17 protein-coding genes and 1 tRNA gene are annotated in these 15,006 nt (G+C 70.0%); 14 read left to right on the top strand and 4 right to left on the bottom strand.

The annotated features are described in order from the left end of the window. The first annotated feature begins 8 nt into the window (after positions 1-8). From HRC28_RS20900 to HRC28_RS20870, 7 genes are all read left to right on the top strand, one after another. A complete protein-coding gene (locus tag HRC28_RS20900) occupies positions 9-608 on the top strand; it encodes a septum formation initiator family protein (RefSeq protein ID WP_182377306.1) in 600 nt (199 codons plus the stop codon). Next, positions 605-1,132: a DUF501 domain-containing protein gene (locus tag HRC28_RS20895; RefSeq protein WP_182377305.1), complete on the top strand. Its 528-nt coding sequence runs from the start codon at positions 605-607 to the stop codon at positions 1,130-1,132. Before HRC28_RS20900 ends, HRC28_RS20895 begins: the two co-directional genes overlap by 4 nt. A 16-nt stretch (positions 1,133-1,148) precedes the next feature. Then, positions 1,149-2,081: a Ppx/GppA phosphatase family protein gene (locus HRC28_RS20890; protein ID WP_182377304.1), complete on the top strand. Its 933-nt coding sequence runs from the start codon at positions 1,149-1,151 to the stop codon at positions 2,079-2,081. Positions 2,082-2,140: 59 nt separating this feature from the next. Further along, positions 2,141-3,499, top strand: a complete 1,359-nt coding sequence (locus tag HRC28_RS20885; protein WP_182377303.1) for a hypothetical protein — start codon at positions 2,141-2,143, stop codon at positions 3,497-3,499. Between the two features lie 26 nt (positions 3,500-3,525). Next, positions 3,526-4,050, top strand: coding sequence for an ACT domain-containing protein (locus HRC28_RS20880; protein ID WP_182377302.1), 525 nt, complete (start codon positions 3,526-3,528; stop codon positions 4,048-4,050). Next, complete coding sequence (locus tag HRC28_RS20875; RefSeq protein WP_182377301.1) at positions 4,047-4,613, top strand: peptide deformylase; 567 nt, start codon at positions 4,047-4,049, stop codon at positions 4,611-4,613. The genes HRC28_RS20880 and HRC28_RS20875 overlap by 4 nt, the downstream gene beginning before the upstream one ends. A 15-nt stretch (positions 4,614-4,628) precedes the next feature. Continuing rightward, positions 4,629-4,705, top strand: a tRNA-Leu gene (locus tag HRC28_RS20870). A 3-nt stretch (positions 4,706-4,708) separates the two neighbouring features. On the opposite strand, the gene HRC28_RS20865 is transcribed toward HRC28_RS20870, so the two are convergent. After that, the gene (locus tag HRC28_RS20865) at positions 4,709-5,002 is read right to left on the bottom strand and encodes a hypothetical protein (protein ID WP_182377300.1); all 294 of its coding nucleotides are present in this window, start codon (positions 5,000-5,002) and stop codon (positions 4,709-4,711) included. Positions 5,003-5,088: 86 nt separating this feature from the next. On the opposite strand from HRC28_RS20865, the gene HRC28_RS20860 reads away from it, so the two are divergent. The 4 genes from HRC28_RS20860 (at position 5,089) to HRC28_RS20845 (ending at position 9,325) form a co-directional block, all read left to right on the top strand. Further along, positions 5,089-6,039: a LuxR C-terminal-related transcriptional regulator gene (locus tag HRC28_RS20860; protein ID WP_182377299.1), complete on the top strand. Its 951-nt coding sequence runs from the start codon at positions 5,089-5,091 to the stop codon at positions 6,037-6,039. Between the two features lie 47 nt (positions 6,040-6,086). Continuing rightward, the gene (locus HRC28_RS20855; protein ID WP_182377298.1) at positions 6,087-6,788 is read left to right on the top strand and encodes a class I SAM-dependent methyltransferase; all 702 of its coding nucleotides are present in this window, start codon (positions 6,087-6,089) and stop codon (positions 6,786-6,788) included. 48 nt (positions 6,789-6,836) lie between these two features. Continuing rightward, complete coding sequence (locus HRC28_RS20850) at positions 6,837-8,363, top strand: cellulase family glycosylhydrolase (protein WP_182377297.1); 1,527 nt, start codon at positions 6,837-6,839, stop codon at positions 8,361-8,363. An 80-nt stretch (positions 8,364-8,443) separates the two neighbouring features. Further along, entirely contained in the window at positions 8,444-9,325 is an 882-nt protein-coding gene (locus tag HRC28_RS20845) for a Bax inhibitor-1/YccA family protein (RefSeq protein WP_237111591.1), read from the top strand. Between the two features lie 160 nt (positions 9,326-9,485). On the opposite strand, the gene HRC28_RS20840 is transcribed toward HRC28_RS20845, so the two are convergent. Continuing rightward, positions 9,486-10,526: a hypothetical protein gene (locus HRC28_RS20840; RefSeq protein WP_182377296.1), complete on the bottom strand. Its 1,041-nt coding sequence runs from the start codon at positions 10,524-10,526 to the stop codon at positions 9,486-9,488. 168 nt (positions 10,527-10,694) lie between these two features. Next, on the bottom strand, positions 10,695-11,717 hold the full coding sequence (locus HRC28_RS20835) for an SGNH/GDSL hydrolase family protein (RefSeq protein WP_182377295.1): 1,023 nt from the start codon (positions 11,715-11,717) through the stop codon (positions 10,695-10,697). Between the two features lie 36 nt (positions 11,718-11,753). On the opposite strand from HRC28_RS20835, the gene HRC28_RS20830 reads away from it, so the two are divergent. After that, positions 11,754-13,139, top strand: coding sequence for a cystathionine beta-synthase (locus tag HRC28_RS20830; RefSeq protein WP_182377294.1), 1,386 nt, complete (start codon positions 11,754-11,756; stop codon positions 13,137-13,139). Positions 13,140-13,143: 4 nt separating this feature from the next. Next, positions 13,144-13,638 carry a GNAT family N-acetyltransferase gene (locus HRC28_RS20825; protein WP_182377293.1) on the top strand — a complete coding sequence of 165 codons (495 nt, stop codon included), beginning with the start codon at positions 13,144-13,146 and terminating at the stop codon, positions 13,636-13,638. On the opposite strand, the gene HRC28_RS20820 is transcribed toward HRC28_RS20825, so the two are convergent. Next, positions 13,584-14,498, bottom strand: a complete 915-nt coding sequence (locus tag HRC28_RS20820) for a GNAT family N-acetyltransferase (RefSeq protein ID WP_182377292.1) — start codon at positions 14,496-14,498, stop codon at positions 13,584-13,586. The genes HRC28_RS20825 and HRC28_RS20820 overlap by 55 nt on opposite strands. Positions 14,499-14,673: 175 nt before the next feature. Here HRC28_RS20820 and fdxA point away from each other — a divergent pair, with 175 nt between their 5' ends. Then, positions 14,674-15,003 (top strand): ferredoxin, encoded by a 330-nt coding sequence (gene fdxA / locus HRC28_RS20815; protein WP_056707383.1) that lies wholly within the window; start codon positions 14,674-14,676, stop codon positions 15,001-15,003. Positions 15,004-15,006 lie beyond the last annotated feature (3 nt).

Genomic DNA, 15,006 nt, shown 5'->3' with positions numbered 1-15,006 from the left:
ACTGACCGATGGCTGACGAGCGCCGAACGTCCCGCAAGCCGGGCCGCCCCACTTCGGGTCGGTCCGGACCGCGGTACGCCGAGCGCCTGAAGGTCGAGCGCAAGCTTGCTGCGCGCGACCGTCAGGCCGCGCTCGATCGCGCTCGCGCCGAGCACCAGAAGAAGTCGCGGCTCACCGGCCGGGCGGCGATCCTGGTGCTCGTCCTGGCCGTGCTGGCCGTCTCCTATGCGTCGTCGCTGCGGGCCTACCTGCAGCAGCGCACCCACATCGAGGCGCTCGAGAGCCAGATCCTCGAGAGGGAGTCGAACATCGACGACCTCGAGAAGGAGAAGGAGCGCTGGCAGGACCCGTCGTACGTCGCCCAGCAGGCGCGCGCCCGCTTCGGGTACGTCGCGAAGGGCGAGACCCCGTTCGTGGTGGTCGACGAGAACGGCGACCCGCTGGATGCCTCGGCTGAACTCGGCGACACCTCGACGCTCGAGGACCCGGACGCCCAGGTCTGGTACGAGGACGCGTGGGACTCGATGAAGATCGCCGGCAACCCGCCGACGAAGGTGCGTGCGCCCAAGGACGAGATCCAGGCGCCCAAGGAGGACCTGGACGAGTGAGCAGCACCGACGCCGATGTTGCGGTCATCGCGGCGCAACTCGGTCGGACGCCGCGCGGGATCCACGCCATCGGGCATCGCTGCCCGTGCGGGAACCCCGACGTGGTCAGCACCGAACCGCGGCTGCCGAACGGGACTCCGTTCCCGACGACGTACTACCTCACCTGCCCGCGGGTGAACTCCCGCATCGGGACGCTCGAGGCGTCCGGGTTGATGAAGGAGATGCAGGACCGCCTCGGCACCGACCCCGAGCTCGCCGCCGCCTACCGCGCCGCGCACGAGGCCTACCTCGCCGACCGCGAAGCGGTTCGTGTCTCCTGTGACATGGAGGTCCCCGAGATCGAGGGCATCTCTGCCGGTGGCATGCCCGATCGGGTCAAGTGCCTCCACGTGCTGGCCGGCCATGCGCTCGCTGCCGGTCCGGGGGTCAACCCGCTCGGTGACGAGGTGCTCGGGATCCTCGGCGACTGGTGGGCCAAGGGGCCCTGCGTCACGGTGGAGCCCGCCGGTCCGGTCGTCGAGTAGTGCTCGCGAGGAACGAGTGAGCACGTATCGAGACGCCGCGCCGATCGCCGCGATCGACTGCGGCACCAACACGATCAAGCTCCTGGTCGGCGACCCGGCGGGCAACCCCGATGGAGTACGCCGCGAGAGCCGGATGATTCGGCTCGGGCAGGGCGTCGACGCGACCGGCCGGCTGGCGCCCGAGGCGCTGGAGCGGGCGTTCACGGCCATCGACGAGTTCGCCGCGATCATTCGGGACGCGGGTGTCGAGCGGATCCGGTTCTGCGCCACCTCGGCCACCCGCGACGCCGAGAACTCGGCCGAGTTCACCGACGGCGTCGTGGCCCGCCTGGGGATCGAGCCCGAGGTGCTCTCTGGTGTCGAAGAGGCGCGACTGGCGTTCGGGGGAGCGGTGCGCGGCCTTGCGGGCGCGGACCTCGCCTCGCCGGTGCTGGTCATCGACGTCGGCGGCGGTTCGACCGAGCTGATCCTCGGTGACCCGGCGACCGGTCCGACGGCTGCGCACTCCATGGACATCGGTTCCGTGCGCCTCCACGAACGGCACGTCCGCCACGACCCGATCACCGCCGAGGAGATCGCCGCGATCGTCGCCGACATCGACACGGCCCTGGACGCTTCTCCCGTTGACCCGGCTGCTGCAGCCGTCGTGATCGGTGTCGCCGGCACCAACACGACGATCGCGGCCGGAACCCTCGGGCTGGCTGCCTACGACCGCACCCTGATCCACGGCCAGGTCCTCGCCAGTACCGACGTGCAGGCGCTCGTGGACGGCCTGCTGGCCATGACGGTCGCGCAGCGCCGCGAGCTGGGCTGGATGCACCCGGGTCGCGCCGACGTGATCGACGCTGGCGCCCTGATCGTCTCCCGCGTACTGGCCCGGATCTCCGTCGACTCGATGACGGTGGCCGAGACGGACATCCTCGACGGCATCGCCTGGTCGCTGGTCTGAACCGACCCAATCTGGGCGTTCCTCTGACGCCGGGGCGCTGTCGTCCTAGCGTGCATTTCATGGCCCAGTCCATCAACGGCATCGTGCTGGAACGCATCCTCGCCTCGGGTGCGCGGTTCAGTGAACCGCAGCTGCTCGGCGTCGCGGACGGCATGCTCACGGGCCTGGCCCAGATGCACTCCACCGGCGCTGTCCACGGTCGTCTCGGACCACACAGCGTGCTGCTCACCGCTGAGGGCGGCGTGTGGATCTTCGGTGCAACGGAACCGAGTCAGGCCTACGCGGCGCCGGAGCTGCTCGTCGGCCAGCAGGCGGGACCGGCCAGCGATGTCTACGCCGCGGCAGCAGTCCTGGCGCAACTGGTTCGCGGCACCGTGGTCCTGCCGCCGACGGCCGCGGACCTCGATCCGGCGTTCGGCTGGTTGCTCGGGCCCGCGCTCTCCGTCGATCCGGCGGCGCGACCGACAGCGGGCGCTGCGCTCGAGGCAGTGCGTTCCCTCGCCGAGTCCCGCCACGGTCCGGACTGGCGCCGACTGGCCGTCCTCGGAGGCCTCGGTACCGGTCTGGCAGCGACCTCGGTCGTCGTGCTCGCGGGCACCAGTTCGGCAGCAACGGGTGCGGCCGCCGCGAGTGGTCTCGCCGCGGGTGGTGTCGCCGCGACGGGGATCGCCGCCACCGGCGTCGGTGGTACGACGGCGGGCGGTGTGGCTGCTGGCGGCGTGGCCGCGAGCGGTGCGGTGGGCGGCGCGACGGTCGGCGGTGGTGCGGGCCTGTCGACGGGCCTGATCGCCACCGTGGGCGGTGCGATCGCCGTCGGCGTCGTGGGCGCGACCGCCGCGGTCGTCGTCCTCACGGGTGGCGGGTCGACGGAGAAGCACGACCTGACCGCCACCGCGGACATCTATCTGGCCGGGGTGAGCGAGGACGTCGAAGCGACGATGAGCGATCCGGGTACTCGCCCGTTGCGCATCGACCTCGACGGCGCGGGCACCGTTTCCTTCCCGTCGGTCTCCGGTGAGGCCGGCGCGTGCAGCGGCTGCGAACCGGAGTCGATCGACGGCGGCAACCTGACCTTCCCGTCCACCAACCTGTCGGCACTCAACGGCATCTCCGGGGTCATCCACGAGGACCGGACGCTCTTCGTCGTCGGGGTCTTCCTCGGAGACGACGACCCTGACCAGCAGGACCAGGCCGACCTCAGCGGGGCCGAGTCCGAGGAGACGCAGGAGCCGGAGATCGGTGAGGTGTTCTTCATCGGGGACGGACAGACCGAGGACGGCACGACCCAGGAGGTCGTCGTACCGGACGGAGCCCAGACGCTCTACCTGGGCTTCGCGGACGGCTTCGCCTTCCAGGGCGCCCCGGGCGCGTACGGCGACAACTCGGGCACCGTCGACATCGAGGTCACGCTCGACTGAGGCCCGGCTACTGGAATGATGCGCGTGTGAGCACCGACCTCTTCGCCGTCACTGTCCTCGGCCACGACCGCCCCGGCATCATCGCGGCCACCACGGCCGGCCTTGCCGAGCTGGGGCTCAACATCGAGGACACGACGATGACCCTGCTGCGGGGGCACTTCTCGATGATGCTGCTGTGCCGCGGTGCGGCCAGCGGCGCCGAGATCGAGGCGGCCCTCGCGCCGTTGGCCGACAGCGGCGACCTCGACGTCGCGGTCCGTCCGGTGACCGACGAGCCGTCGCACGCCAGCGGTGGCAGCCAGTGGGTGCTGACCGTCCATGGTGGCGACCGCTCGGGCATCGTCTCCGCGATCGTGGCAGAAGTGGCAGCCGTGGGCGGCAACATCACCGACCTGACCACGCGCCTGGCCGGTGACCTCTACCTGCTCGTCGCCGAACTCGACCTGCCTGCCGGCACCGACGCCTCCGGCCTCGACGCGACCGTCCGCGCGGCCGCCGCGGAGCTCGGCGTGACCGCGACCCTGCGCCCCGTCGAGGCCGACGAACTGTGAGCCCCGAAGAAGGGACCGCGCGACTCGCCGCGTGGTCCGAAGCAGAGCTCGGCATCGAGGGCAATCTCCTCGAGGTCGTCCGAGCGCCGGCTGGCGTGTTGTCCGCCCGCGGTGCCGACGTCGACCCGACCGCACCCGAGATGGTGCAACTGGCGGCCGACTTGGTCGCCACGATGCGGGTCAGCCCCGGTTGCGTCGGCCTGGCCGCCAACCAGGTGGGTGTCGGCGTCCGCATGTTCTGTGTCGACGTCACCGACCACCCCAAGGCCCGCACCCTGCACGGCACGTTCGTGCTCTGCAACGCCGAGGTGATCGAGGCCAGCCGCAACGAGAAGGCCCGCGAGGGCTGCATGAGCGTCCCCGACTTCACCGGGGACGTGAAGCGCGGATCGCGGCTCACCGTGCGCGGCCAGCTGCCCCTCACCGGCGAGGAGGTCGAGTTCGCGACCGACGCCTTCGAGGCGCGCGCCCTCCAGCACGAGATCGACCACACCGACGGACTGTTGTTCCTGGACCGCGTCGCCGGTGCTCACGCGATCTACCCTCGCCAGACGTACTTATAGGCCCGCGCCTGCGCGGCCCCCGTATCCCAACTGGCAGAGGAAGCCGACTTAAACTCGGCACAGTCTGGGTTCGAATCCCAGCGGGGGCACCAGTTTCAGAACGCGCGATGCTCGATCAGTTCGTGCATCGTCGGTGGCGTGTGCCGGACCAGGTGTTGCTGTGACTGCGGTGTCGCCCACACCTTCTGCAGCGCGACGCTGAAGGCACCGGCCTCGTCAGGGGAGTCGAAGTCGAGGTCGATCATCACCTCGTGCGCGTCGTCCGCTCGGCGAGTGACGCGGTAGGAACGGACGCCCTGCTCGGCGCGGAATCTGTCGAACTTGTCGAACACCTCCTTCCAGGCAACGAAGTCGTGGACGGTGTTCTCGATGTGGAGTGTGGTGGTCATGGGACAAGCCTGCGCGGCGGCAGCGCCCCGCAACATCCCCGAACTCGGGGATCCTGCGCGTCCCTGAACGGACCTACGCTGCAGACGTGGACCTGATCGCACGTGCCGAGCAGCACTGTCGTGCCGGCCTCTCCGACCGTGTGTTGCGGGAGCGTCTGCTCGAGGCCGTCCGCTCCGCCGTGCCCTTCGACGCCCACGTCTTCGCCCTCACCGACCCGGTCACCGGTGTGGGGAGCTCGCCCCATGCCACGGTCCCGCCCGAGGCGATGGCCCAGTTGCGGGACGTGATCCGGCGGCGATACCTGGACCCCGACCCCGACGAGTGGTGTGGGTGGCTCGGCAGGTTCGGGGTCACCGACGTGGCCCGGGTGAGCTTTGCCGACCGGTACGGCGCCTGGGGCTGGCTCGAGCTCTGGCGGACCGGTGGGCAGCCGTTCGGGGCCAGCGAGCGGGTCGCGCTCGACGCCCTGGGGCCGGTGGTGACGACCGGGTTGCGCGCCGCCGCGGCCCGCACCTTCGTCGATCCGCCGGAGGGCCAGGTGTCACTGGAACCGGGCATCGTGCTTCTCGACGCCGACCTGCAGGTGCGGTCGCAGACGGATGCGGCCGCCGAGGCATTGTTGCGCCTGCTTCCGCCGGAGGAACCCGTCCCACCCGTGCCCGCGGCGGCGTACAACGTCGGCGCGGCTCTGCTCGCTCGCGAAGAGGCTGGCCGCCCGTGGGAGCCCTCGGCGCGGGTGCACCTCGGAGCCAATCGCTGGGTCAGCGTGCGCGCGGCCCGGTTGGGTGCGGACATCGCGGTGTCGATCGGACCGGCCACGGGTGCGGAGCGGACGGACCTCCTGGCCCGGGTCCACGGCCTGTCCCCGCGAGAGACCGAGGTGCTCGGACTGGCCGTGCACGGGCTGGACTCGCGTGCGATCGCCGAGCGCCTGACCATCGCTCCGACAACCGCCGAGGACCACCTCCGTGCGCTCCTCGCGAAGACCGGCGCCGCGTCGCGCCAGGTCCTCCTGTCGCGCGTGCTCGGCATCTGATTGCGTCCGCTTGACTTCATGTTGGCCTGAAGCGAGAGAGTGTTCCCATGCGCCATCACGATCACCGGCACGACCACGGGCACTCGCACGACGAGGGCCTCGAGACGCTCCGCCAGGCGCTGAGCGCCGAGGCCTGGAACGAGCGGTACTCCGGCAGCGACCGCGTCTGGAGCGGCAAGCCCAACCAGCGCCTGGTCGAACAGGCCAAGGACCTCGATCCCGGTACGGCGCTCGACGTGGCCTGCGGCGAGGGCGGCGACGCCATCTGGCTCGCGCGGCAGGGCTGGGAGGTCACCGCGGTCGACGTCTCGGAGGTCGCCCTGGAGAAGGTCGCAATCCACGCGGAGGAAGCGGGCGTCTCCCGCCACCTCAGGATCGGCCTGTACGACGCCCTGAGTGACCCGCGTCCTGCGGGCCACCGCACCTTCGACCTGGTGACCGTGAGCTTCCTGCACGTCCCGATCCCCGACTTCAACGACATCTACCGCGGCATCGCCGAGGCGGTCGCTCCGGGAGGACGGTTGCTGGTCACGGCGCACCACCCCCACGACGTCGAATCGGGCGCTCGCCACTCGCACGGCGACGGGTTGCTGTTCGAGCCCGAGCGGGTGCTCGAGGCGCTCGGCGTCGGCACGGACGACAGCCCGTGGGTGATCGAGGTTGCCGAGACCCAGGACCGCGAGCAGGCGATGCCGGAGGGCCCGATGAAGGTGCGCGACACCGTCGTGCGACTGCGCCGCGAGGGCTGACCGTCCAGCGGGAGGGTCACCTTCCGGCGCCCGCGTCGTTGAACGAGCGTGCGGACTGGAACACGTTCTACCGTCCTGGCGGCTGCGGTCGCCCTGCTGGCCGGCGCGCTGACGGGCCTGAGCCCGGCGCGCGCCCAGGAGTCGGCTCCGCTCGCGCAGCCAGCGGTCGTCGTACCGGCTCAGGCGGCGGGTGAGCCCGAGCCGGTTCCGCAACTGCGCCGCCAGGGGCGCTGGCTGGTGGACGAGCGCGGCCGGGTCGTCATCGTGCACGGCTTCAACCTGGTGTGGAAGCTCGACCCGTACGTGCCGCCGGACAGCGCCGAGGGCTTCACCGAGGCCGATGCGGCGTGGCTGGCGCAGTACGGGTTCAACGGCGTGCGCCTCGGCACCTTGTGGGCAGGCCTGACTCCGGACGCGCCCGGCGTCGGTGACCCGGCGTACCGCGACGGGTGGCAGCGGGTGATGGACCTGTTCGCCGACCGCGGCATCTGGATGCAACTCGACATGCACCAGGACCAGTGGCACGAGACGTACGGCGGCGAAGGGGTGCCGGACTGGGCGCTCCATCGCCCGAAGCTGTTGAGCCTGCTCCCGCCGATCAACCTGCCGTTCCCGATGGGTTACTGGACGCCGGAGAACTCACTGATCTTCGACGAGTTCTGGGCCAACCGGCACCGCGGTGTGGACGACTGGGCGGCCGCCTGGCAGGTCGCGGCGGGTTGGTGGAAGGACCAGCCGCACCTGATGGGCTATGACCTGATGAACGAGCCGTGGATGGGTCTGGAGTGGCTCGCCTGCTTCACCGGCGGCTGCGAGAACTCCTACGTCAAGGAGCTCCAGCCGGCGTACGAGAAGGTCACCCGGGCCATCCGCCAGGTCGATCCCGACAACGTGGTCTGGTGGGAACCGCAGCAACTCGCGGCCGGCCGACAGGTGCCGACGTACCTCAAGCCGATGGCAGGCGAGGACCAGCTCGGCTACTCGTGGCACAACTACTGCCAGGACGTGTTCCTGGAGTCCCAGGGCCTGCCCTTCGGCAACGTCGAGAACTGCTGGAAGTTCAGCCAGGAACGGTCGACGACGGCGCTCACCCAGGCCCGGCGGATCAATGCCGCGCCGATGATGAGCGAGTGGGGCGCGACCGACAACCTCCGCGCGATCGAGATCGACTCCGCGGTGGCCGACCAGAACCTGATGGGCTGGTCGCACTGGGCCTACAAGCAGTGGCAGGACCCGACGACCGCTGACGACGCGCAGGGGATGTTCCACGACGACACGGACTTCTCCACGGTCAAACAGGAGAAGCTGCGGCTGCTGGTGCGGACCTATGCGCAGGCGACCGCCGGCGAACCGCTGGCGATGAGCTTCGACGCGACGACGGGAGCCTTCTCCTATCGCTACCGCGCCAGCGCGATCGAGGCGCCGACCGAGATCTTCGTCAGCCCCCTGCACTACGCCGACGGCTACCGGGTCGAGGTCACCAACGGCGCCTGGGAAGTTGGTCAGGCCGGCCGGATCCTGGTGCGCCCGGTCGTCGTCGGCGCGGACGTGGTCGTCCAGATCACGGCACGCTGAGGCGCAGCGCGGGAACGTTCCTGCCCGGTTGAGCGTTTTCTCTTCATCGAGCCGCCTAGACTGGCGGTACAGACGACAGCGTGACCAGGGCAGCCACCGTGGCGGTCCGGCAGACGCCCAAGCCTGCGGAGGAGATCATGCGCAGCAACAACCCGGTGTTCAACCGCTCGGAGGAGTTCAACCGCTCCGGTGGTGCCGCCTACCAGGACTTCGGCCAGCAGTACGACGGCTACGCCCAGCCGGGCAGCCCCACCACCGAGTCCCGCACCCAGGGCCGGATGACGATTGACTCCGTCGTCCAGTCCACCGCCATCACGCTCGGCATCACGATGATCGCGGCGATCGCAACCTGGCTCGTGACGCCGGAGATCACCCCCGAGACGGGTATCCCCAGCAGCCTGCTCGCTGCGGTCACCCTCGGCAGCGGCGCGGCGTTCATCCTGTCGCTGGTCAACTCGTTCAAGCGGGTCATCAGCCCCGCGCTCGTCATCGCGTTCGCGGTGGCCGAGGGCGTCGCGATGGGTGCGCTCAGCGAGCTGTTCAACGCCGTCTACGGCGGCAGCATCATCGTGCAGGCCGTGCTCGGCACGTTCGCAGCCTTCGCTGGCACGCTCGCCGCCTACAAGTTCTTCGACATCCAGGTCGGCAACAAGTTCCGCACCTTCGTCATCGCGGCCATGTTCGGCATGGTGGCGCTGAGCCTCCTCGAGGTCGTGCTCGGCATGTTCGGCGGCAACAACCTCGGACTGTTCGAAGACGGCATGCTCGGCCTGGTGTTCGCCATCGCCGGCCTGGTGCTCGGTGTGTTCATGCTGATCCTCGACTTCGACTTCGTCGAGCGGGGTGTCGCAGCCGGCATCCCCGAGCGCGAGTCGTGGCGTGCAGCCTTCGGTCTGCTCGTCAGCCTGGTCTGGATCTACACCAACCTGCTCCGGATCCTCGCGATCCTGCAGTCCGACTGATCTGATCGTCGTACGACGGCCCCGGCCCTCCACTTCGGTGGGGCCGGGGCCGTTGTGTTTGCGCGGGGGTGGCGGTTCAACTACCGAATTTGCTCTGCTGAGCGCCTGAGAAGAGCAAATTCGGTAGTTGAACCGCCACCCCGCGCACTACGGTGCGACCTCACGACGCGAGTCGGCGCAGCCAGATTCGCCGCGACTCGTCATCCAGGGAGCGGCGCAGGGCCACCGTCGAGGTGTCGGTCCACCAGTGCGGCTGCTCCAGCGTCCATCCGGTGGACCTCGGCCGTCGCGCCGATCGACGGTACGCCGCTTCCAGCCGATGGTCGAAGGAGCCCAGGTCGCGCAGGTCGCGCGAAACCATGGACACCACCTCGAGTCCGAGGTCGCGGCAGAGTTCCTCGGCCTCGAGATCGCGTCGGCGGACCCTGAGTTCGGTGTGAACGATCCCGTCGTACTGCCCGATCACCCCGGCCGCGGGATCGAACAGGTCGGGAGTCAGCAGGTGGTTGCCTTGCAGGTCGAAGATCGGGCGATTGCACAGCAGCCGAACGCCGTCGCGTTGGCGCCGCCACCTCATCAGCATGGTGACCTCCTGGGGTGACCACACATTCTCGTCCGACAGATCGATCGCGGCGTTGAGCCTGCGGGTGTGGGGCCGTCCCCGAATGCGGGCCGCGTAGGCGCCGATCTCCATCAGATCCGCCAGATCGTTGGCCATGGCCATGCAGATGATGCGAACGGTGTCCTCGAGAGACCTCGCTCTCAGCGCCGCGGCGCAGATGGACCGTTCCGGGCGAGTGACGGGCAGGCCATCGACGTCGATGATGTCCCCGTCGAACAGCCAGTCGCGCCACAGTTGGACACCGGTACGGCGAACAAGGTGCGCCCGGTCGCCGATCGCCAAGGGGACGGGGAGCGGCTCGCCCCGCGCGGTCCGGCCGGGGAACCAGCGGGCACCTTGCCAGTGCAACGCAGCCCAGCCGGTTGCGGCTGATCCCTCGGGGGCGCTGGCGACTGCTTCGACGATCCGTTGTGGTTCGGCGTCTCCGCAGACGTGGGACGGGACGAACATCCCGGTGCCTGCGCCACCAGTGCGGCGCCAGCGCGGTCCGCGCGCCTGTCCCGGGGTCGGGCCGGTGAGTCCGCGAGGGTCGACGCGCACCGGAACCGTGATGTCGGGTCGGCGGATGTGCAGGTCCATCGCCCCAGCATCGGTGCCGTCGGCGTACAGGCCGGAGGTTCTCCACAGGGCCGCTCCGGGGGTGGCGGTTCAACTACCGAATTTGCTGCCTCCGGGGGCCGGACACGACAAATTCGGTAGTTGAACCCGAGCCAGACCAGCCACGAGCCAGACCGGCCACGAGCGAGGTCAGGGCGCAGCCGGCGCGTTCTCATGCTCCTCGGGTGCCTCACCGGGCACGTGCTGGCGACTGCGGCGGTGCCGCAGTTCGACCCAGAGGCCGCGGACGCCGGCGCGCAGGCCGCCGATCTCGGTGCCGTCCAGCTCGGTACCGGGCTCGTTGACGGCCTGGATCGCGGCCCGACTGACCGGGAGCACGCCCTCGCCACGGACCGCCTCGAGCTCGGTCTCGGCAGGCGGCACCTGTTCCAGGGCGGCCAGGACGGACGGGATGAGGACACCGGCGAGGGCCCGGTAACCCTCCACCGACGGGTGGAACTGGTCCGGGCCGAACAGCAGCGCAGGGGCGGCCGCGAACTCCGGGCCGAGCACGTCGCCGAGCGAGACGGTACGCGCGCCGGCCTGGATGACGGCGATGGTCTGCGCGGCAGCGAGGCGGCGTGACCATGCCCGGGCGACCTGGCGTAGTGGGGGAGCGATCGGCTGGACGGTGCCCATGTCGGGACAGGTGCCGACGACGACCTTCGCGCCGGCATCCATCAGGCGTCGTACGCCCTCGGAGAGGTAACGCACGGACTGGGACGGTCGCATCGTGTGGGTGACGTCGTTGCCACCGATCAGGATCACGGTGACCTCGGGCTCGATGGGCAGCGCCCGATCGACCTGGGACGCGAGGTCGGAGGACTTCGCGCCGACGACGCAGAACTCCTTGAGATAGACCCGCCGGTTGGCGTGTTCGGCGACGGCTGTGGCAATCAGCGCACCGGGCGTCTCCTCGACCCGGTCGACGCCGTAGCCGGCCGCGCTGGAGTCACCGAGCAGGGCGACCTTGATCGCCGGACCGGGGCGGCCGCGGCCGTACCAACCGGTCGCGTCCGGCGGCGGCTCTTCGCGAGCAGGACCGATGGTGCGGCGGGCGAGCTTGGCCTCGGCGCTGAGGACGCCGTAGAGACCGGCGCCCAACGCGGACAGGCCACCTCCGCCGTACAGGGCGGCGGCGGCCAGCTTGCGTGCTGCAGCGGCTTTGCTCACGCGCCAACCTTACGGAGCGGCGGCTACGGTGAGCGCATGGAGTACGTCGAGTCACTGCTGCAGCTCATCGGGAACACCCCGCTCGTCCGGTTGAACAAGGTCCTGGACCTGCCCGGCGACGGACCGTTGGTCCTCGCGAAGGTCGAGTACCTGAACCCCGGCGGGTCCGTGAAGGACCGGATCGCGAGCCGGATGATCGAGGCCGCGGAGGAGTCCGGTGCCCTCAAGCCCGGTGGCACGATCGTCGAGCCGACGTCGGGCAACACGGGCGTGGGCCTGGCGATGGTGGCCCAGCAGAAGGGCTACAAGTGCATCTTCGTGTGCCCCGACAAGGTCAGCGAGGACAAGCGCAACGTGCTCAAGGCGTACGGCGCCGAGGTCGTCGTGTGCCCGACCGCTGTCGCACCCGAGCACCCCGATTCGTACTACAACGTGAGTGACCGGCTGGCCTCGCAGCCCGGCGCATGGAAGCCCGACCAGTACTCCAACCCGCACAACCCGCGCTCCCACTACGAGGAGACCGGTCCGGAGATCTGGCGCCAGACCGAGGGGCGGATCACGCACTTCGTCACCGGAATGGGCACCGGCGGCACCATCAGTGGCGTCGGCCGCTACCTCAAGGAGCAGAACTCCGCCGTCAAGGTGGTCGGCTCCGACCCGGCCGGTTCGGTCTACTCCGGTGGCACCGGCCGCCCGTACCTCGTCGAAGGTGTCGGCGAGGACTTCTGGCCCGAGACCTACGACCGCGACGTCGCTGACCGGGTCATCGAGGTCTCCGACGCCGACTCGTTCGCCTTCACCCGGCGACTGGCCCGCGAGGAGCAGATGCTCGTCGGTGGCTCGTCCGGCATGGCGGCCTTCGCTGCCCGACAGTTGGCGCACGAACTGGCCGCCGAGGGCAAGACCGACGCGATCATCGTGGTGCTGTTGCCTGACTCCGGCCGCGGCTACCTCAGCAAGGTCTTCAACGACGACTGGCTGGCGCAGTACGGCTTCAGCACCGGTCAGCCCGCCCCGGCCCGGACCGTCGGCGAGATCCTGCACGGCAAGACCGGCGGGCTGCCCACCCTCATTCACACGCACCCGAACGAGACCATCGCCGAGGCGGTCGCCATTCTGCAGGAGTACGCCGTCTCGCAGATGCCCGTCGTCCGCGCCGAGCCGCCGATCGTGGCTGCGGAGGTCGCGGGATCGGTCTCCGAGCGGGCGCTGCTGGACGCGCTTTTCACCGGAAAGGCCAAGCTGACCGACCCGGTCGAGGCGCACATGTCGCCGGCGCTGCCGACGATCGGATCGACCGAGGACGCCACGGACGCCGTGCCGCTGCTGGAGTCCGCGGACGCCGTCCTCGTGCACGAGGACGGCAAGCCGATCGGTGTGCTCACGCGGCACGACCTGTTGATGTTCCTCGCCCGCGGCTGACCCGATGCAGTTGCCTCACGGTGTCCGCGAGGCCACGCCCGCGGACGTCCCCGACATCCTGCGCCTGATCCGGGAACTCGCGGCCTACGAGCGGGAGCCGGACGCGGTCGCGACCACCGAGGAGTACCTCCACACGTGGCTGTTCGGGTCCGACCCGGTGGCCTCGGTGCTCGTCGCCGAAGCGGCCGAACGGGTGGTCGGGATCGCCCTGTGGTTTCGCACCTACTCGACCTGGACCGGGGTTCCGGGGATCTACCTCGAGGACCTGTACGTCGAACCCGGTCAGCGCGGCAGTGGCCTCGGCAAGGCGCTGCTGGCCTCCCTGGCCCGGATCGCCGTCGACCGCGGCTACCAGCGCGTCGAGTGGGCAGTGCTGGACTGGAACACGCCGTCCATCGAGTTCTACGAAGCGCTCGGCGCGAAGCCGATGCAGGAGTGGACGACCTACCGGTTGACCGGGGACGCGCTCGCAGAACTGTCGGGGCTCGGCGGCGCGTAGTACCGACAGGCGTGGTGCGGGGCCAGGCCCAGCGCCGCCCACAACGCCTGCGCGCCGGGGTTGTCGGTCTCGACGTGCAGCCACGCCGTCATCGCACCCTGCTCCGCCCCCCATTCGAGCAGCTCCGCCACCACGGCCGTGGCGAGCCCGCGGCGGCGATGGGTCGGGTCCACGGTCACCCCGTGCAGGCCGACCCAGTCCCCGTCGATCGCCGCGTGCCCCTCGGCGAGCGGATCGCACCCGGCGCCCACACTCGCGATGGCCCGCGGGCCATTGACCACGAGTTCGACCGGCCGGGCGGACGGCGGGAGCTGTCGTCGTACACGGGAGACGGAGGCGAGCCAGAGCTCGGACTCGCCGTGGTCGAGGGGCAGCCAGCCGGCATCGCGGAAGGCGTCCTCCTCGGGGGATCCGGCCTCGACCTGTGCCAGCGGTTCGCGGCCGCGTTCGGCGTAGAACGCCTCGATCCCGGCGAGGGCCTGGGGGAGAGGGAGGCCGGGCCCGCCCATGGCCAGGCAGGAGTTGGCGCGCTTGAGGACGCGGCCGACAGGCGCGGGGTCACAGCGCAATTCCCAGCCGCCGAGTGCGACGCGCTCCACCGCGGGCCAGAGAGCACCGGTGTGCGCTTCGGACTCACGGGCGCTGACGCGTTGCCTGATCGAGGGGCGCGGCGGCACGGGCTTGCCCGAGACGATGTCGGCGAGTGCGATGGAGACGGCCTCGCCGGTCTCGGGCTGGACGACGCAGACGCCGTCTCCCCACGCGATGCAAACCCCCAGGAGATCGGTCATGGCCGGGCCGCCGGTCGGCCCGGTCTCACCCCGGACGAGGCGTCGTACGACGACCCGCTGGCCGACCACGTGCGGCCCGAGAGCGTGGCCGGTCGGAGGGTCTGCGGATGGATCTTGTCCAGAAGAGGAGGGTCTGCGCACGGAAGGCACGGTGGGGATACTAGGCTGACCCCCTGACACGAAAGTCTTTCGTGTCACCCCCGCAGTCTCCGAAGTTGAAGGCCCTGGTCCAGGAGGAACCCCGATGACCTACATCATCTCGCAGCCGTGCGTTGACCTGAAGGACCGTGCGTGCGTCGATGAATGTCCGGTCGACTGCATCTACGAAGGCAAGCGGATGCTCTACATCCACCCCGACGAGTGCGTCGACTGTGGTGCCTGTGAGCCCGTGTGCCCGGTGGAAGCCATCTTCTACGAGGACGACGTCCCGGAGGAGTGGAAGGACTACTACGACGCCAACGTCAAGTTCTTCGACGACCTCGGTTCGCCCGGCGGTGCCGCCAAGATGGGCGAGATCGACAAGGACGCCGAGTTCGTTGCGGCGCTCGAGCCGCAGATCCACGACGAACACTGAGTA

The organism is Nocardioides sp. WS12, assembly GCF_014108865.1.
Lineage (GTDB): Bacteria > Actinomycetota > Actinomycetes > Propionibacteriales > Nocardioidaceae > Nocardioides.
The sequence above is the reverse complement of the archived record's forward strand: the minus strand, read 5'-3'. Positions and strand labels throughout refer to the sequence as shown.